Source organism: Rhodococcus sp. WWJCD1, from assembly GCF_002258735.1.
Taxonomy (GTDB): Bacteria; Actinomycetota; Actinomycetes; order Mycobacteriales; family Mycobacteriaceae; genus Rhodococcoides.
Genome location: NZ_NOXY01000012.1, coordinates 247,067 through 264,686 on the forward strand (window position 1 = coordinate 247,067; position 17,620 = coordinate 264,686).

Here is a 17,620-nt window from a genome sequence, read left to right on the forward strand (position 1 = left end):
CCGCGTGCACTGTGGGCCGCTGGCTCATTCGCTCTTGCGCTGTTCGCGGGCGATGCGACGCTGTTCCTCGGCGCGGGCGCGGCAGCGGCGGAGGAACTCCTCGTCGCTTTCCTGCGACTGGGCGACGGCCCGGCCGGGTTTGGCGTCGTACTCGGGGTATGCCGACGCGGTGCGCGGTGCACCACTGCCACCCCAGATGCCGCCGCCTTCGGGTCTTCCCACGACGAGCCATGCGATCGAGCCGGCCAACGGCAGGACGATGACGAGTAGTAGCCACACCATTTTGGGGAGGTGGCGGATGCCGGAGTCGTCGGCGGTGATGACGTCGATCAGACAGAAGATTGCCATCAGCATGATCAACAGGCCGAGGTACGGCACGGGAGTCCTCCAGGGTTTTCGAGACCGTGCGGTCGGTCTACCGCGACTATCAGATCACTCGTTGTACCGCGGATCAAGTGTCGGGAGTGGAGGTTACAGAGGGCGGTTCAGCCGAACACCAGCAGCGCTGCCAGGGTGAGCATCATGATCCCGATCCCGAGGTCGAGGATTCGCCAGGCCAACGGCCGCGCGAACAGCGGACTGAGCACACGGGAGCCGTAGCCGAGCGCGGTGAACCACAGCACGCTGCCCAGCATCGCGCCGACGGCGAACCACCAACGCAGGTCTCCTGGCTGACGGTTGCCGATGGAACCGAGGAACACCACGGTGTCGAGATAGACGTGTGGGTTGAGCCAGGTCAGCGCCAGGCAGGTCGCGACCGCCGCGATCAGTGAACCGCCACCGGTCGTCTCGGTCGTCATCGTCGAGGGAGTGCGCGCTCGATTGAGTGCCATCAGTCCGTAGACGAGGAGGAACAAGGCACCGAGGACGGTCACGACGCGCAGGGCGACGGGAAAGCGGTCGACGAGAACTCCGATGCCGGCCACCCCGGCGAGAATGAGCACCGCGTCGGACAGGGCGCATACCGCCACTACCGGCAACACGTGGGTGCGCTGCAGGCCCTTGCGCAGCACGAACGCGTTCTGCGCGCCGATGGCGACGATGAGAGAGAGCCCGACGCCCAATCCGGTGAGGGTCGATTGTGCGGCGGCAAGCGATGTCATGACTGCAACGCTAGGAGGGCCACATGATTAGGTCCAGCGAATGTTTCTCAGTGGTGATTAGCGTACCTTCATGCGATGGAGATCGAGCAGCTCAGAGCCCTCAGAGCAGTGGTCGACGGCGGAACGTTCGAGGCCGCTGCTCGCACGCTGCACGTGACCCCGTCGGCGGTGAGCCAGCGAATCAAGTCGCTCGAGCAGTCGTTGGGGCGAACGCTGGTGCAGCGAAGCAAACCGGTGGTGACCACTCAATCCGGCATTGCAGTGCTGCGTCTGGCGCGCCAGATCGATACCTTGACCGACCAGACTCGGGCCGAACTGAACGACGACGGAATCGCCGCTCCTGTCTCCATTGCCGTCAATGCGGATTCGATGGCGACCTGGGTACTGCCTGTGCTCGCGCCACTGGCGTCCCACACGACCTTCGACTTGCATCGGCAAGATCAGGATCGTACCGCTCAACTGCTGCACGACGGGATCGTTTCCGCCGCAATAACATCGGTAGCCGATCCGGTTCGTGGGTGCACCGTTCGACGCCTCGGTGCGATGCGCTACCGGCCGTCGGCTACGCCTGAATTCGTCGAACGATGGTTCTCTGCAGGGGTCACGGCCGTGGCGCTACGTGCCGCCCCGGTGGTGGTCTTCGACGCCGACGACCGGTTGCAGGACAACTACTTACAGCGTTTCGGTGTCGGACCGCACGAGCCGCCGCGTCATCTGGTGCCGGCGTCCGCGGACTATGCGCGGGCCGTCGACCTCGGCTTCGGATGGGGCATGATCCCCGACCTTCAGGCCCGTGACTCGCTGAAGTGCTTCGACGACAACGGAATCGACGACGTGCTGCTGTACTGGCAGCAGTGGTCGCTGTCTTCGCCCGCACTCCAGCGAGCAGCAGACGCCGTGGCAGCAGGTGCTGCGAGGATGCTGCTGTAGCTCAGGTCGGGTCGTCGTTCGGCACGATCTCGGGCAGTCCGTCGCCGACGGGATCGAGAACGGCCGCCGATCGGGCACCCCACCGCTCGTGCGCGGACTGCCGCGACATGCCGACAGCAGTGCCGATGGTCGCCCACGTTGCACCCTGAACCCGCAGCACCACAACGGTTTCGAGGCCATCGAGTCCTGCCGCCAGTTGGACACGAAGGCTCAACAGATGCCACGCGAGGCTGCGTCGCGCGGGCAGGTCGGTCGATTGCTCGGCATCCCATTCCGGTGTTCCAGGCAGGGGACCTGTGCCGATGATCTCGTCGGCAACCCGTCCGGCCTCGATGGCCGCTGCTGTCACGACTGCCCGCGATGCAGCAGAGATATCCGCCTCGATGGCGAGGGTGATGGGATCCATGATCGACCTCCTGTGTCAGGTACAGCCTGACGCTGGGCGGTCATATTGTCAAGGGAAGCCTGACACGGGCCCGCCCCTCGTCCCCAAACCCCCCTGGAGGAGGCTTTGATTGCACGTCGCCCCACTGGGCGTCTCCCGATTGCTCAGACGCAAGGTGCGCCAATACAACCAACTGAATGACTTGACATGGGTCGGCATCGACTGCGGGCGCTCACCTGGTCTGATCCACACGTACAGTCAGCCACCATGCCGGATCGCTGCCCCCCACATAGCCGATCCATTGTCATCGAATGTGTGCGGGAGGCCTACGTAATTTGCTAGCCGTGAGTTGGTCGCAGCTACCTCTTGATAAGCCCATTCAGCTATCTGGCAACAGTTTTGATGCTCTGGAGCGGGCGCTTGACCCCCTGCCTGAAGATTGTCCGCTGGTGTTCGGCTACAAATCAGACGTCGATGTGGGGTTTCGCAATCTGGTGGGCAACGTCATTGGCCTGCTGGAACAAACCGCTATCGATATGTTTCCAGCCTGGTTGCCTGGGGCCGCCGAACTAGGCGATCTCACTGCTCAGTCACTCTTGGCTGCCGATGATCTGGCGCGTCGTGAATCGACTCGCACGGGTGCCTTTGCGCCTTACCTGTGTGCACTCACTCGGACTGCATTGGGCTCACCTTCGTCCACCGCTGGCTTCTCACGTGAGATCCAGACCGAGCAGCTTTCCCGGATCCTAAAGCGAGGATCAGACCGGCCCGGTCTGGCCTTGCTAGTGCACGTCGAGGGTGAAGGACCTGCGGGTCGCGACCTCGAACTTGCAGCCGATTGGCTTTCACGCCACGGCCGTATGGGTGTGTGGATGACCGACAGTGTGGTCGAGCGATTTACTCAGTGGGAGTTGAGGATTCCTGAATCAACGACGACAGCAAGGCCGCCGCAGCCCCCGGGACGGTCTGTCCCGAAGTCTGGTTCGCCGCGCGCCGACAGTGATGTCGAGTGCATCTTGGAAGAAGCACTGTCCAAGGAGCTGTGGGCCTACGACCGGGAGTGGAACAAAACCCTGAGAGTGGGGACACAGCTCACTTCACCCATTCGGGTCGACCTGGTGTGGCAGGACAGTGCCTTGGTCATCGAGATCGACGGGGACGAGCATCGTGCAGTGGGCAAGTACGCTTCAGACCGCAAACGTGACAACATGCTCCAACTCCGCGGATACGTGACACTGCGTTACACCAACGGCCAAGTCTTGCATGACCTGACTGCGGTTCTCGACCAGATCCGTACTGCAGTCGCTTTACTCCGCAACCCGCGAACAGTGAGGAATTACACCGGATGAGTACCGCCGACCTGACTCAAAACGAAATCCTGGTCTTGCTTGTTCTGATGTCGGAAGATCGGGTAGTCAAGAATGCCGATCTGAAGAACTTCGGTCCAGTACTCGACGCTGGCAGCAGGACAAAACTGGTAAAGCTCGGACTGATCGAATCTGCGAAACCGAATCGGTTCATCGAGTTAACGCTGACGGCCAAAGGCTGGGAGTACTGCACCAACCTCTTCGTCGCGGATGCTCCCGATGGTTCGAACCCGGCAACCCGTGTCTTGTTTACCGTGCTCCGAGGTGTCGAGCGCTTTTTGGAGCCGAGAGGGCTCGTTGCGGCACAGCTGTTCGGTCGAACTTCGATCGAGAAAGGAATTCGAGCAGCATACGAGGCGCTCGCATCCCGCCCCGGCGCTTGGGTTGGTTTGCGAGCACTCCGCGAAGCTCTGTCTGATGTGGACCGAGAGAGCCTCGATACAGCACTTGTCGAGTTGCAGCAGCATGAAGGAGTCAGCCTGATCCCCGAAGAGAACCAAAAAACGTTGACTGACGAAGACCGCCTTGCCGCCGTTCTTGTTGGCACTCAGCTCACCCATCTTCTCGCGATCGAGCCAACGCGATGAACCGTGACCAGCGGCGTGCTCTTGAGTCCATCCGGCTCGACTGGGCAACGACGCCCGATGATATTTGGGAGTCGCAGTCCGACGTGCATGTCGGCGGTCTGCACGAGCATGCCTATCGCGAGGTCATGGCGGCTTTCGGCGATACCGAACTCACCCGTACAAAGAGCCCTCTGGGGGTAGTGATTCCAGGTCCCGCAGGTGCGGGCAAGACACACCTGCTCGGCGAGATCCGTGCGAGTGTGCAAGAACAGCGTGGGTATTTCTTCCTCGTGGACATGCTCAGCGGAGAGCGGTTTTGGTCGACGATCTTGAACACGGTCCTCGAGGACTTCAGTCGCCCCGTTGTGCAGACCCAGCGATCGCAGCTCCAGGAAATGCTGTGGCGTCTTTCGGAACAGGCAGCAATACCGGAGGGTGAGCGGGCACCCATTGTCGGTCAAGCGCCGTTGGACAAAGAACAACTCGACACATTCATTGCAGCAGTCTTCAAGGTGCATGCAAAGTATCGTCGGCGAGCGCAGAACACCCTTCGTGCGCTTGTGCTGGCAGCCGCGGAGGACCAGGACGTCAACGATCTCGGCTACATCCTTCTACAGCCTCACGAGACCGACAGTTCAGTTCTCGAATCATTGAAGCCGTGGGGCATACAGCGGGTAACCATGACGGATCAAGATGTGGTGGAAAGCATCTCGCAATTGCTGGCGCTCACAGGTCCTTCGGTCATGGCGGTAGATCAGATCGATACGGTTATCGGCAGTTCGACCAAGTCGACCGGACAGGATGGAGGGGGTTCGGACGACCACGCGCTCGAAGGGTTCGCGCACGGACTGATGTCGATGCGACAGAACCTTCACAGGACGGTCACTGTGGTTGCATGCCTACCAGCAGCCTGGACACAGATCGAGAATCGAGCGACCGCGACAGTACGCGATAGATTTCGAGAGGCGGCACCTCTACAGAGAATCCCAAACTCGGACTTTGCCCGAACGATGGTCGAGCACCGATTCCAAACGTGCTTCCGCCAGGTTGGTTACGACGCTCCGTCCGCGACATGGCCGGTGGCAGATGTGGCGTTTGGTGAGGCGAAGAACTACACACCTCGTTCGCTGCTGCAGAACATCGATAAGCACATTCGGCATTGTCTCAACACCGACACAGTGACGGACATGAAGACTCTGGCCTTCCAGAACACGTCTGTCGAGGATCCGACTCCGGCAACGCGTAAGTCGGATCCGACAGATTCGGCACTTACTAAACTCGATGACGAATTCGATGCTTTGAAGGCCACGGCCGACATTGCGGATGTACTGGACGGCAAGAAGCAAGACTCGGCATTTCCGACACTTCTGTTGTCCGGGTTCCGGGTCTTGGTGCAGCAGTCGACACGTTCGGATCAGACGTGGAGCCCGGACGCCGTCCCTAGTAGTAAGCCTTCGGTGCACGGTCGGATCAGCCGCACCGATGACGCGGATCAGGAGACGTACCAGTGGTACTTCCGCATCGTGACGACAGCAAGCCCGACGAGTGCAACCAGTAAGATTCAGAAGGCCAGTGACTACGCAAACCTCGATCAGCAGTTGCCCAACCGCACCGTGATGCTATTGAGAAATGATCCGTGGCCATCGGGTCCGCAGACGGCACAGACAGTTCTAAAATTTCACAACGCCGGAGGACAGACTCGTCCATTTACCGAGGGCGACATCAGAATTCTTGTCGCACTTCGCGCTCTCCTAACCGGTAAGAACGCCGACCTTGGCCGATGGATCTCGTCTCGGAAGCCCGCGTCCGAAATCAGCTTCTTCCGCGACATGATCTCGACGGCGGAGTCGACGGCCGTTTCGAGTGGTCCCAACCCTGCGAGGGCCGCGGCAGTCGCAGAGGACACCCAGGGGGAGGCTCAGATAACGCTGGGTCTTACGTCGTCGGGTATGCCAATCGAATTGCCACTCAGTGCACTCCGGAAGCACACTGCGATCTTTGCAGGCTCGGGGTCGGGGAAGACCGTTCTGATCCGTCGCATCGTGGAAGAGTGTGCGCTTCAGGGCGTGTCGTCCATCATTATTGATTCGAATAATGATCTTGCGCGTCTCAGCCAACCTTGGCCATCGGACTCGACAGTCCACCACGACGATGACATCATCAAGAGGAAGCTGTTCTTCGAGACCACAGATGTGAAAGTTTGGACTCCGAACCGGTCTTCAGGCCGACCGTTGATGTTTCATCCGCTACCGGACTTCGCCGCGATCAGAGATGACAACGAACTCTTCGAAAGTGCGGTGGACTCTGCGTACTCCGCACTCTCACCACGCGCTGTTACCGGAACCTCGAACAAGGCAATGCACGGTCGCGCGGTACTCAAGGAAGCGCTCCGTTGGTTTGGACGCGGCAATTCGGGCGGCCTCAATGACTTCATTAATCTGCTGTCAGATTTGCCGGATGATGTCAGCGATCTGGACGATGCAGGAACTTTAGCCCGAGGTCTGGCTCAGAATCTGAAGGCGCAGATCTCCATCGATCCCATGTTCGGTGAGTCCGGTACAGCCGCTGATCCCGGCGAACTCCTCAGGCCGGCTAGCGGCTTCAAGGCCAGGGTCTCGATAGTAAACCTTTCTGGACTGCAGTCGGATCTCCAGAGAGAAGGATTCGTAAACCAGTTAGAAATGGCTTTGTTCTCCTGGTTGAGGAAGAACCCCTCTGACAAGCCACTTGGCGGGTTGCTTGTTATCGACGAAGCCCAGAATTTCGTACCTGCTGGTAAGCAAAGAGTCTCCTCGGAAAGCACGATCGCCTTGGTATCGCAGGCGAGGAAGTACGGCCTCGGCATGATCTTTGCGACCCAGGCCCCCAAAGGGTTGGACAACAAAATTCCAGGCAATGCATCCACTCAATTCTTCGGTAAATTGACCGCTCCCGCCCAGACACAGGCTGCCGAGGAAGTTGCCAAGTCGAGGCAGAGTTCGATGGAGGGAATCGGTAGGCTCCCGGCGGGCACATTCTTCGCATCTTTAGAGGGTGTAGACAACGGACGGTTCAAGAAGATAAAGACACCGATGTGTCTGACCCTCCACACTTCGAGTGCGCCCACTGAAGATGACGTCGTCGAGATGGCTCGTCAGTAAAATGACGGCTGTCGTCCCCGGATGGGCGGTGCGGTGTCCGCGAAGGAGGTGTTGTGGCCTCCTATGTGTCAATAATCGCTGTACCCCATCGTGTCCCGTTGTTAGCTTGTGCCGATGACCATTCGCTATCACGTGACCTCGGTACTCAACCGTGAGTCGATTCGACGGCACGGACTCGACTGGCGTCGAATGGGTGCCGCTCGCGGTATCGCCGGTAGCTATCAGCCCGAGCAGGAAGGTTGCTTTCTCGCAGCCGATGCGTGGGAACGTGATTGGTTCGTGGGCATGAACAACACCGGTGGACCGGTCGATGTCTGGGAAGTCAGTGGCGTCGAAGACGGTGATCTCGTGCAGTCGCCGGAGAACTTCTACTTCCGTCCCGGTGTCATTCCGACGTCCCAGATTCGGTTGGTGCAGAAAGACATCGAGCCCGAGCGCTAGAGCATGCTCAGCACCCGATCGATGGACTGGACGGCCTGGGTCAGCTCGGCTTCGGTGATCGTCAGTGCGGGGCGGAATCGCACCGCGGTGTCGCCGCAGCCGAGGGCGAGGACGTGTTCCTCGGTACGCAACAGCTCGATCACTCGGTCGCGAGTGGCGGCGTCGGGCAGGGAGAAGGCGCACATCAGACCGCGTCCGCGGACCTCGGAGACCACGTTGTGTCGTGTTGCCAACTCCTCCAGCATGGTCAGCAGCACTACCCCGAGCTTGCCGGCGCGGTCGATGAGCTTCTCGGACTCGACCACTTCCAGGATTCGACGCGACCGCACCATGTCGGTGAGATTGCCACCCCACGTCGAATTGATGCGAGAGCTGACGGCGAAGACGTTGTCGTCGATGTCGTCGACACGGCCGCCGGCCATGACGCCGCAGACCTGCACCTTCTTGCCGAAGGCGACGATATCCGGAACGACGTCGAGCTGCTGGAAAGCCCATGCTGTACCGGTCATTCCGGCACCGGTCTGAACTTCGTCCATGACGAACAAGGCGTCGAACTCGTGGCAGAGGTCTCGCAACTTCTGCAGGAAGCGGGGCCGGAAGTGGTGATCTCCGCCCTCGCCCTGGATGGGTTCGATGATGGCGCAGGCAATGTCGTGCGGGTTGGCCTCGAAGGCCAGGCGGGCTGCCGCCAACGACGCGTTCTCGAGTTCGTCCATGTTCGCGTCGGATCTGATGAACGGGGACGGGATTCGCGGCCAGTCGAACTTCGGGAAGCGAGCGACCTTGTTCGGATCGGTGTTGGTGAGCGACATCGTGTAACCCGAGCGGCCGTGGAACGCGTGCTCGAAGTGCATCACTTGCGAGCCCAGCGAAGGATCGATGCCGTGCCCCTCGTTCCAGCGTGACTTCCAGTCGAACGCCACCTTCAACGCGTTCTCCACCGCCAGTGCACCGCCTTCGACGAAGAACAGGTGTGGCAATCGATCGTCACCGAGAACACGAGCGAACGTGTCGACGAATCGGGCCATGGGCACGGTGTAGATGTCGGAGTTGCTGGGCTTGTTCATCGCCGCCTGCATCAGATCCGCCCGGAACTCGGGGTCGTCGATCAGGGCCGGATGGTTCATGCCCAGGGCGTTGGACGCGAAGAACGTGAACAGGTCCAGGTAGCGGGTGCCGTCCCTGGCGTCGACCAGGGTGGAACCGGTCGAGGCATCGAGGTCGAGAACCAGCTCGAAACCGTCGGCCAGTAGGTGTTCACCGATCACGTCGCGAACGTTGGAGGCGTCGATCGTCACTCCGGTGCGCTGTAATACTTGCGTCATGACGTCGAAGATACGCGTTAATATTCCGTAAGCAAGCCCAATACGCAGGAAATTATACGGTTGTGACCCTCATCGGTAGGCTGATCTCCGACGGTTCGGTTCTCTCCACGGAAGGTGTACGCGCATGTCTGCATCCATCACCCACGACGAGTTGAGTGTGCGCACTCGCGCCATCCTCGACCGGCTGGGTGCGACGATCGCGCTCGACGCTCCCGCTGGACCCGACGCGATCGTCGCGCGCTCGCCCATCACCGGCGGAAACCTGGCGTCGCTGGCATCCGCATCCGCAGCCGACGTCGAGAGCGTCATCGCCGACGCGCACACCGCGTTCGTGTCGTGGTCGCAGGTGCCTGCCCCGGTACGGGGTCAGGTGATCCGCGAACTGGGCGAACTACTGCGGGTGCACAAGGAAGATCTGGGCGCGCTGGTGTCGATCGAGGCCGGAAAGATCGTCTCCGAGGGCCTCGGTGAGGTGCAGGAGATGATCGACATCTGCGACTTCGCCGTCGGACTCTCACGTCAGCTCTACGGCAACACCATTGCCACCGAGCGGCCCGGGCACCGCATGATGGAACAGTGGCACCCGCTCGGAGTCGTCGGCGTCATCACCGCCTTCAATTTCCCTGTTGCGGTGTGGAGTTGGAATACCGCCCTCGCGCTCGTCGCGGGCGATACCGTCATCTGGAAGCCGTCGGAGAAGACTCCGTTGACTGCCGTCGGAGTGCAGGCACTGTTCGAGCGTGCTGCCGCTGCGGCAGGCGTGGACCCCAAGATCGCGCAGTTGGTGGTCGGTGGCCGCGCATCCGGCGAAGCGCTGGTGGACGATTCACGCGTCGCACTGGTGTCGGCTACCGGTTCGACGAGAATGGGCCGGGCCGTGGCCCCGCGGGTTGCCGAACGATTCGGCCGGGTGTTGCTCGAACTCGGCGGCAACAACGCGGCGATCGTGACGCCGTCGGCCGATCTCGATCTGACGACGCGCGGACTGGTGTTCTCGGCCGCCGGCACGGCAGGTCAGCGCTGCACCTCGCTTCGACGCGTCATCGTGCACGCCTCGGTCGCGGACGAACTGGTCGGCAAGCTGGTTGCGGCGTACGAGACGCTGTCGATCGGATCTCCTTTGGCCAGTGACACTTTGGTGGGCCCCCTCATCGATGCTGGTGCCTTCTCGGGTTATCGGAAGGCCCTCGAGACCGCAGTGTCCGACGGCGGAACCGTGGTGGTCGGCGGCGAGCGGGTGAACGTGGTCGACGAGTACTCGTTCTATGTTCAGCCCGCGATCGTGACGATGCCCGCGCAGACCGACATCGTCAAGCACGAGACCTTCGCGCCCATCCTGTACGTCATGACGTACGAGACCCTCGACGAGGCGATCGCCTTGCACAACGATGTGCCGCAGGGACTTTCGTCGTCGATCTTCACCACCGACCTGCGTGAAGCGGAGCGCTTCCTGTCTGCCGCCGGCTCCGACTGCGGCATCGCCAACGTCAACATCGGACCCTCCGGTGCGGAGATCGGCGGAGCCTTCGGTGGTGAGAAGGAAACCGGCGGCGGACGCGAATCCGGTTCGGACGCATGGAAGGCCTACATGCGCCGTGCAACCAACACCGTCAACTACTCCAACGAACTGCCCCTGGCGCAGGGAGTGAAATTCGGCTGACGGCATGATCGGCAGTATGAAAGTACTGTCGATGCTCCTGGCCGGTTTTGTCGTCGGCTATGCCATCAGTGACATCGGCCCGCTCGATTCCCTGTTGAGCAGCACCGCGGAATTCCATTCGTTCTGGGCAATTGTCAACGGGCTGACCGTCGTTGCGATCTCTGCCTGCGTGGCCTCGGTCGGGCTGGCACGTGCGAGCGCACACACCTCGATCGTCGTGGCGATCGCAGCGGTGCTCGTCATCGTGTTCCAGACCGTCGGAATGGTGACCGGATTGCTCGGCCACTGGGCCGGCGCACTGGCCACCGGTGCATTACTCGCCGCGGCTGCAGTGTTGGCGGGGCGGCAACGCGCTGCACAGGCCGCGTTGGCAGTTGCCGTCCTCGGTGCCGGTCTGCTCGGTGGTGCACTGGATGCGCTGTTGGAGGCGAACGACGGTCCCGTGTTCATCTGGGATGTGGTCGGTGCCGAGGACGACGTGAGCCCGCAGCGGGCGATAGTGATGGTGATCGTCGCGTCGGGCACGGCTGTTGCTCTGTTCCTGGCGCACCGCCGCGAGGAGCTACAGCCGTACGAGACCCGGCGAATTCTGCTGGTCGGCATTCCACTGCCCGTCGCAGCGGGAGTCCTGAGTTGGATTGCTGCAGGTCACTACAGCCGGAGCGTCGAGTGGCTCGGCGCACTCTTCGGTATGACAGTTATCGCGATGCTGGCGTCGTTCCTCCTCCCTGGTCGCGACGGTCGTCTGCTGCTGGTGCTGTTCGGGGTGTCCGCGACTGCCCTCGGGACCTTCGGGTTTGCCGCGGGAGACGTCGCTCAGTTGTGTCTGAGCGCAGCACTGTTAATCGCCGGTGCGGGGATCGGCTACCGGTGGCCGCAGTTGTATGTCGGGCTGGGCGTGCTGCTCCTGATCGCTGTTGCGGGAGTTGTCGAGGGCTACTTCGAGGTGCCGACAGGAACGGAATTCATTCTGCCGTTCGTCGCCGCGTACGTGGTGGTGTCCGCTCTGACGACCTCACCGGGTTCACTGGCACTCTCGCTGCCCGCGCTGTTCACCATGACTCTGCCGGTGGTGGTGTATGCCGCAACCTCTCAGGTGGCCTCGACCTACGACCGCGCAGTCGCCACGCGCACAAGCGAGCCCGACCACCTGGTGTTGTCGGTGGCCGGGCTCGTGGTTGTTGCGGTGATGACGGGTGCCTGCGCGCTGTTGATGCGCAGACCCACCGTCGTGAGCGGAACTTCGTAGCGGACTACGAGTTTCCGTCCACCTACGGTGCAGGAACCGCCGCCGTCGTGGTCGGAACCGCAGTCTCGGGAGCTACTGCAGCGGGTGTCTCGGTCGTGGTGACGCAGACCGGCGGCGCTCCCTCGACGGGGGTCTCACCCTCGACGGGGACGGTGCACTCGGGGGTTGTGACCGGCTCGGACGCCGGTGCCGGTGCCGGTGCTTCTGCGGCGGGTGCAGGCGCAACCGGAACCGTGGTGGTCACTGCGGGACTGGTGGTGACCGGTGCGGTCGTCGTGGCCGTCGGAGTCGGCGTTGCCGAGGTGGTCGCGGGTGCCACGATCGTTTCGATCGCTGCCCGTCCGGCCTTCTCCTGAACCTCTTTGGTCTTCACCGGCTCGCCCTTGTTGGCCTGCTCTGCCAGCTGTGTCAGCCATGCCGCGGCGTACTGCACCGAGGTCAAGGGCTTGCCGTTGGCGGCATCGGCGTCACGCCAGTAATCGAAGTGGTGTCCCGATCCGGGCCCCAACGTCAGGCCGTAAGGATCGTTCATGATCACCGGAACGGTGTTCTGGTTGGACGAGATGAAGCCGGTGATCTCGCGGAAGATCTTCTGCGGCAGGTACACGAGGTCGACCATCTGACCGGTTTCGATCGGCTCCTGCTCGCCGTCGACCTTGGCCGAGACGGGAGTGGTGACGGTACCGGGCTTGTAGTTGGGCTCGGACACCTTGATCAGCACGTCGAGGAACGTCTCGTCGCTCTGCATCCAGTTGGGCTGCGAGGCGATGTCGTTGAAGGCGTTGACTGCGATGCGCCCCAGGGCCAGTGCGAGATCTGCACCGGTGGCGGGGGTGAGCTGCTCGTTCTGCAGCGCGTCGGCATTGACCTGGCGACCGACGTTGGCGGCCAAGTGAATCAGTGACGTGTTCTCCGGCAGTGCGCAGGTGAGGTCGCCGTCGGAGCAGAAGGACGCCACTCGGCCGTCGAGCGCTCCGAATCCGCCGGACGTGCCGGGCAGTGCGCCCTGTCCGGGAATTGCGGTGTTGCCGTTCTGGTACTTGGTGTCGAAGCCGTCGGGGTTGCTGAACGGGTTCTCGGCACCGGGGAAGGGGCCTTCTCCCGAGACGCGGCCGGCGTCGGCGAAGATGACGACACCAACGACCTGCGAGGGATCGACGATTCCGTACGTGCCGTCGGCCGCGGCGACCTGGTTGCCGACCTCCATGGCGGTGCGGCGGGCGACGTCGGCACCCTCGCTGTAGCCGACGATGGCGAACCGCGTCTTGGGGCAGGACGCCGTGATGGACTTCATGATGGTCTGCGAGTTGGTGACACCGGTCTGTACAGCGTTCTCGTAGCTCGACAGATCGGCGGGGTATTCGACGTACACCGCGGCGTACGAATCCGGAACAACGTTGCCGTTGTTGGGCGCGCGTACGGCCTGGTCGATCCAGTCGCTGGAGTAGTCGCCGGACATCGCGGCAGGCAGTCGTTCGCCGTCGGGTGTGGTGAGCCACTTGACGCCCTCGCGGGGCGTGTCGCCGCGGCCGCCGATGGCGATGCTGACCATGTCGTAGCACGTTGCCGTCGACACCAGTTCGATGGACGCTTCGGTAGTCGTCGACGACGTGGACCACGGTGCGGCGATGACCACTCCGGCACCGAGTGCTCCGATTGCGAACGCGCTCAAGGCAACGCGCACTCGCTTCGACTTGCCAACAATCATGTTTTCGATCCCCATCGCTCACGGCCCGACACCGAATTTCCCGACTGCAGTTGCCAGTGGGTTACCCGGCATTTCGTCCTCGGGGTCATTCGCGTTACAAAGCGGATGATTTACCGTCGTGCGCATGACAATTCACCCCCGAATGACACCGACGGAATTCGACATGACCGACGGGTCGACGTGCGTCGTGCGTGAGGCGGTTGCGTCGGACCTGGAGTCGATCGTGGCATTGCTGGTCGACGACCCGCTGGGTGTCACGCGGGAGTCCGCCGACAACATGGATGGGTATCGCGCCGCTCTCGATGACATCTCGTCGGATCCACGGAACCTCCAGGTCGTGGTGGTGGACGGTGACGAGGTGGTGGCAACACTGCAGTTGACGATCATTCCGGGGCTGGCGCGCGGGGGAGCGCTGCGGGCGCAGATCGAAGCGGTGCGAGTGGACGCTCGGTGGCGCAACCGGGGACTGGGCGGTGCGCTGATCAGGTGGGCGATAGACGAGGCCGACCGGCGGGGATGCGCTCTGGTCCAGCTGACCTCCGATGTCCGTCGCACGGACGCGCATCGCTTCTACACCCGTCTCGGCTTCGTCGACTCCCACGTCGGCTACAAGATGCACCTCGGAACTACCGCTTAGATACCCTGGGGGGGTAGGGTAGTGCCATGAACTTCGGACGGCAGGAACTCGACGCCCCCACCAAACTCGTCGGATTCTTCGTGGGGATTGCATTTCTGTTTCTCGCGGCACTGTTCGTCGGCGACACGATCGGACCAGCGGCCCCGGCAACGGCGGCCGAGTCACACACCGGTCACGACGAGCACAACGAGGAGACATCGATTCCGGCCGGGCTCCAGGCCACCCAGGACGGCTACACCCTCGAGCTCGATGGATCCGTCGTCGAGTCCGGCCCGGCCGTACCGGTTGCCTTCACCATCCGGGGACCGGACGGGGCTGCTCTGGCCGACTACGACGACATGCACACCAAGGAACTGCACCTCATTGTCGTGCGACGCGATCTGACGGACTTCCAACACGTACATCCGATGCGTGACGCGTCGGGAACATGGTCGACGGCTCTCGATCTCACTACGCCCGGCCCGTACCGACTGTTCGCTGATTTCACGCCGGCCGGCGGTGAGAACATCACCCTCGGAGCCGAGCTGACCGTTCCTGGCGACTATCGGCCGCAGCCCCTGAGTCCACCGAATGTGACATCGAGTGTCGACGGTTACAACGTGACGCTCGCCGGTGCAGTCACCGCGGGCACGAACTCCACCGTTTCCATGACGATCGAGCAGAACCGACGCGAGGTCACCGATCTCGAGCCGTACCTCGGTGCCTACGGACATCTGGTGGCACTGCGGGCCGACGACCTGGCGTACCTGCACGTACACCCCGAAGAAGGGCCGCCGGGCCCGACGGTCGACTTCACCGTCGACGCGCCCACGGCGGGAACATATGCGCTCTATCTGGACTTCCAGCACGGGGGCATCGTGCACACAGCCGAATTCACCATCGAGGTACAGGAGGGGCAGGCATGAGTCAGGAAACAGAGCTGATCCTCGGCGGCATGACCTGTGCGTCGTGCGCCAATCGCATCGAACGCAAGCTCAACAAGCTCGACGGGGTATCGGCGACGGTCAACTATGCGACCGAGAAGGCGCGAGTCACCAGTGACGGCGTGGCCACCGAGGATCTGATCGCCGCCGTCGAAGCCGCCGGTTACACCGCCACGCTGCCTGCCGCCGAGCCCGCGGACGAACTCCCTACCGATCCGCTGAAACAGCGGTTGATCGTCTCGGCAGTGCTCAGCCTTCCGGTCATCGCGATGGCGATGATCCCGGCCTTCCAGTTCACCAACTGGCAGTGGCTGTCGCTGACGCTCGCTGCTCCCGTCGTCGTGTGGGGGGCTCTACCGTTCCACCGTGCCGCGTGGACCAACCTGCGGCACGGTACCTCGACCATGGACACCCTCGTCAGCATGGGAACCCTTGCGGCGCTGGGGTGGTCGCTCTACGCACTGTTCTTCGGCACCGCGGGCACACCTGGTATGACGCATCCGTTCGAGTTCACGATCGCGCGGACGGATGGCGCAGGCAATATCTACCTCGAAGCCGCGGCGGGGGTGACCACGTTCATTCTGGCGGGTCGCTGGTTCGAGAGTCGATCGAAGCGGCAGGCCGGGGCGGCGCTGCGCGCCCTCATGGACCTCGGTGCCAAGACGGTCTCCGTCCTGAAAGGTGATAAAGAACAACAGATTCCGATCGATCAGTTGGCCGTCGGAGATCTGTTTGTCGTTCGTCCGGGTGAGAAGGTAGCCACCGACGGCACCGTCGAGAGTGGGTCCTCGGCCGTCGACCGGTCGATGCTGACGGGTGAATCCGTGCCCGTGGAGGTCGGCATCGGCGACGCCGTGGTCGGTGCGACGGTCAACGTCGGTGGCCGAATCGTCGTGCGCGCAAGCCGAATCGGATCGGATACCCAGCTGGCGCAGATGGCGAAGGCAGTCGAGGATGCGCAGACGGGTAAGGCTCAGGCACAGCGCTTGGCCGATCGCATCTCCGGCATCTTCGTACCGATCGTCATCGCGATCTCGGTCGCCACGCTCGGGTTCTGGCTCGGTGCAGGCAGTTCCGCAGCCGGAGCGTTCACCGCTGCGGTGGCAGTGCTCATCATCGCGTGCCCCTGCGCGCTCGGATTGGCCACCCCCACCGCGCTCATGGTCGGCACCGGCCGGGCTGCGCAACTCGGGATTCTGATCAAGGGCCCGGAGATTCTCGAATCCACCCGACGCGTGGACACCGTCGTACTGGACAAGACCGGCACCGTCACCACCGGCGAGATGACACTGCATTCGGTGCACGTGGCCGACGGTGAGGACGAGGACGTTGTCCGTGCCGTGGCGGCAGCGTTGGAATCGGGTTCGGAGCATCCCATCGCCCGGGCCATCGCGGGTTCGACCCAGTCCACGGCTGTCGAGGAGTTCACCAGCCTCGAGGGCCTGGGGGTGCAGGGCGTCGTGGATGGGCGCGCTGCCGTCATCGGCCGTCGCACATTGCTGGCCGACTGGTCGATGCCCCTGCCGGCAGAGTTGGCCGACGCCTTCGAGACCGCCGAACACCAGGGCCGGACAGCCGTCGCGCTCGGGTGGGACGGCAAAGCCCGCGGGGTGCTGGTGGTCTCCGACTCGGTCAAGCCGACCTCGAAGCAGGCCGCCGCCGAACTGCGGGCACTCGGCCTGACTCCGGTGATGCTGACCGGAGACAACGAGGCCGCCGCCCGGACCATCGCTGCCGAGGTGGGAATCGACCAGGTCATCGCAGGCGTGTTGCCGTCGGGCAAGGTCGACGCCGTTCGAGAGTTGCAGGCGTCGGGCAAAGTCGTCGCGATGGTCGGCGACGGCATCAACGACGCGGCCGCGCTGGCCACGGCCGACCTGGGCCTCGCGATGGGGACCGGCACCGATGTGGCGATCGAGGCCAGTGACCTCACCTTGGTGCGAGGAGATCTGCGGGCCGTCGGCGATGCCATCCGGCTCTCACGTCGCACGCTGAGCACCATCAAGGGCAACCTGTTCTGGGCCTTCGCCTACAACGTCGCTGCCGTTCCGCTGGCCGCTGCGGGCCTGCTCAACCCCATGCTCGCCGGTGCCGCGATGGCGTTGTCCTCGGTGTTCGTGGTGAGCAACAGCCTGCGATTGCGGAGGTTCCGTTCGTCGATGTGACTCGTTGGTAGCAGCGAACGG

Annotated in this window: 15 protein-coding genes; 10 read left to right on the top strand and 5 right to left on the bottom strand. The window is 62.8% G+C overall.

Annotated elements, in window-relative coordinates:
- Window positions 1-24: 24 nt before the first annotated feature.
- Both CH286_RS08840 and CH286_RS08845 read right to left on the bottom strand, forming a co-directional pair.
- Window positions 25-378, bottom strand: a complete 354-nt coding sequence (locus CH286_RS08840; protein WP_032401614.1) for a PLD nuclease N-terminal domain-containing protein — start codon at window positions 376-378, stop codon at window positions 25-27.
- Window positions 379-485: 107 nt separating this feature from the next.
- The gene (locus CH286_RS08845; RefSeq protein WP_094608964.1) at window positions 486-1,103 is read right to left on the bottom strand and encodes a LysE/ArgO family amino acid transporter; all 618 of its coding nucleotides are present in this window, start codon (window positions 1,101-1,103) and stop codon (window positions 486-488) included.
- Window positions 1,104-1,178: 75 nt separating this feature from the next.
- On the opposite strand from CH286_RS08845, the gene CH286_RS08850 reads away from it, so the two are divergent.
- Window positions 1,179-2,033, top strand: a complete 855-nt coding sequence (locus CH286_RS08850) for a LysR family transcriptional regulator ArgP (RefSeq protein ID WP_094608965.1) — start codon at window positions 1,179-1,181, stop codon at window positions 2,031-2,033.
- A gap of 1 nt (window position 2,034) precedes the next feature.
- Here CH286_RS08850 and CH286_RS08855 read toward each other — a convergent pair whose 3' ends face one another.
- Window positions 2,035-2,439: a hypothetical protein gene (locus CH286_RS08855; RefSeq protein ID WP_094608966.1), complete on the bottom strand. Its 405-nt coding sequence runs from the start codon at window positions 2,437-2,439 to the stop codon at window positions 2,035-2,037.
- A 323-nt stretch (window positions 2,440-2,762) separates the two neighbouring features.
- Between CH286_RS08855 and CH286_RS08860 the strand changes: the two genes are divergently transcribed.
- The 4 genes from CH286_RS08860 (at window position 2,763) to CH286_RS08875 (ending at window position 7,932) form a co-directional block, all read left to right on the top strand.
- Window positions 2,763-3,767, top strand: a complete 1,005-nt coding sequence (locus tag CH286_RS08860) for an endonuclease domain-containing protein (protein ID WP_176458186.1) — start codon at window positions 2,763-2,765, stop codon at window positions 3,765-3,767.
- Window positions 3,764-4,372, top strand: coding sequence for a hypothetical protein (locus CH286_RS08865; protein WP_094608968.1), 609 nt, complete (start codon window positions 3,764-3,766; stop codon window positions 4,370-4,372). The genes CH286_RS08860 and CH286_RS08865 overlap by 4 nt, the downstream gene beginning before the upstream one ends.
- Window positions 4,369-7,491 (top strand): ATP-binding protein, encoded by a 3,123-nt coding sequence (locus CH286_RS08870; RefSeq protein ID WP_094608969.1) that lies wholly within the window; start codon window positions 4,369-4,371, stop codon window positions 7,489-7,491. Before CH286_RS08865 ends, CH286_RS08870 begins: the two co-directional genes overlap by 4 nt.
- A gap of 114 nt (window positions 7,492-7,605) precedes the next feature.
- Window positions 7,606-7,932, top strand: coding sequence for a hypothetical protein (locus tag CH286_RS08875; protein ID WP_094608970.1), 327 nt, complete (start codon window positions 7,606-7,608; stop codon window positions 7,930-7,932).
- Here CH286_RS08875 and lat read toward each other — a convergent pair.
- A complete protein-coding gene (gene lat, locus CH286_RS08880; protein WP_094608971.1) occupies window positions 7,929-9,257 on the bottom strand; it encodes an L-lysine 6-transaminase in 1,329 nt (442 codons plus the stop codon). The two genes, CH286_RS08875 and lat, sit on opposite strands and share 4 nt — an antisense overlap.
- Before the next feature lie 124 nt (window positions 9,258-9,381).
- Here lat and amaB point away from each other — a divergent pair, with 124 nt between their 5' ends.
- Window positions 9,382-10,917 (top strand): L-piperidine-6-carboxylate dehydrogenase, encoded by a 1,536-nt coding sequence (gene amaB, locus CH286_RS08885; RefSeq protein WP_032401609.1) that lies wholly within the window; start codon window positions 9,382-9,384, stop codon window positions 10,915-10,917.
- A gap of 16 nt (window positions 10,918-10,933) precedes the next feature.
- Window positions 10,934-12,166, top strand: coding sequence for a hypothetical protein (locus CH286_RS08890; protein WP_141215818.1), 1,233 nt, complete (start codon window positions 10,934-10,936; stop codon window positions 12,164-12,166).
- A 22-nt stretch (window positions 12,167-12,188) separates the two neighbouring features.
- On the opposite strand, the gene CH286_RS08895 is transcribed toward CH286_RS08890, so the two are convergent.
- Window positions 12,189-13,874, bottom strand: coding sequence for a cutinase family protein (locus CH286_RS08895; protein WP_242640235.1), 1,686 nt, complete (start codon window positions 13,872-13,874; stop codon window positions 12,189-12,191).
- A 124-nt stretch (window positions 13,875-13,998) separates the two neighbouring features.
- Between CH286_RS08895 and CH286_RS08900 the strand changes: the two genes are divergently transcribed.
- Genes CH286_RS08900 through CH286_RS08910 form a run of 3 tightly spaced genes read left to right on the top strand, consistent with a single transcriptional unit; the run spans window position 13,999 to window position 17,599 of the window.
- The gene (locus CH286_RS08900; protein ID WP_255182615.1) at window positions 13,999-14,511 is read left to right on the top strand and encodes a GNAT family N-acetyltransferase; all 513 of its coding nucleotides are present in this window, start codon (window positions 13,999-14,001) and stop codon (window positions 14,509-14,511) included.
- A gap of 26 nt (window positions 14,512-14,537) precedes the next feature.
- Window positions 14,538-15,416, top strand: coding sequence for a hypothetical protein (locus CH286_RS08905; RefSeq protein WP_094608973.1), 879 nt, complete (start codon window positions 14,538-14,540; stop codon window positions 15,414-15,416).
- On the top strand, window positions 15,413-17,599 hold the full coding sequence (locus CH286_RS08910; RefSeq protein WP_032401605.1) for a heavy metal translocating P-type ATPase: 2,187 nt from the start codon (window positions 15,413-15,415) through the stop codon (window positions 17,597-17,599). The genes CH286_RS08905 and CH286_RS08910 overlap by 4 nt, the downstream gene beginning before the upstream one ends.
- Window positions 17,600-17,620: the final 21 nt, after the last annotated feature.

Excerpts from the sequence above, each read along its gene's own strand:
- lat (WP_094608971.1), bottom strand. The coding sequence starts at position 9,257 with ATGACGCAAGTATTACAGCGCACCGGAGTGACGATCGACGCCTCCAAC.
- CH286_RS08905 (WP_094608973.1), top strand. The coding sequence starts at position 14,538 with ATGAACTTCGGACGGCAGGAACTCGACGCCCCCACCAAACTCGTCGGA.
- CH286_RS08900 (WP_255182615.1), top strand. The coding sequence starts at position 13,999 with ATGACAATTCACCCCCGAATGACACCGACGGAATTCGACATGACCGAC.
- CH286_RS08865 (WP_094608968.1), top strand. The coding sequence starts at position 3,764 with ATGAGTACCGCCGACCTGACTCAAAACGAAATCCTGGTCTTGCTTGTT.
- CH286_RS08850 (WP_094608965.1), top strand. The coding sequence starts at position 1,179 with ATGGAGATCGAGCAGCTCAGAGCCCTCAGAGCAGTGGTCGACGGCGGA.
- CH286_RS08845 (WP_094608964.1), bottom strand. The coding sequence starts at position 1,103 with ATGACATCGCTTGCCGCCGCACAATCGACCCTCACCGGATTGGGCGTC.
- CH286_RS08910 (WP_032401605.1), top strand. The coding sequence starts at position 15,413 with ATGAGTCAGGAAACAGAGCTGATCCTCGGCGGCATGACCTGTGCGTCG.
- amaB (WP_032401609.1), top strand. The coding sequence starts at position 9,382 with ATGTCTGCATCCATCACCCACGACGAGTTGAGTGTGCGCACTCGCGCC.
- CH286_RS08890 (WP_141215818.1), top strand. The coding sequence starts at position 10,934 with ATGAAAGTACTGTCGATGCTCCTGGCCGGTTTTGTCGTCGGCTATGCC.
- CH286_RS08895 (WP_242640235.1), bottom strand. The coding sequence starts at position 13,874 with ATGATTGTTGGCAAGTCGAAGCGAGTGCGCGTTGCCTTGAGCGCGTTC.
- CH286_RS08875 (WP_094608970.1), top strand. The coding sequence starts at position 7,606 with ATGACCATTCGCTATCACGTGACCTCGGTACTCAACCGTGAGTCGATT.
- CH286_RS08870 (WP_094608969.1), top strand. The coding sequence starts at position 4,369 with ATGAACCGTGACCAGCGGCGTGCTCTTGAGTCCATCCGGCTCGACTGG.
- CH286_RS08855 (WP_094608966.1), bottom strand. The coding sequence starts at position 2,439 with ATGGATCCCATCACCCTCGCCATCGAGGCGGATATCTCTGCTGCATCG.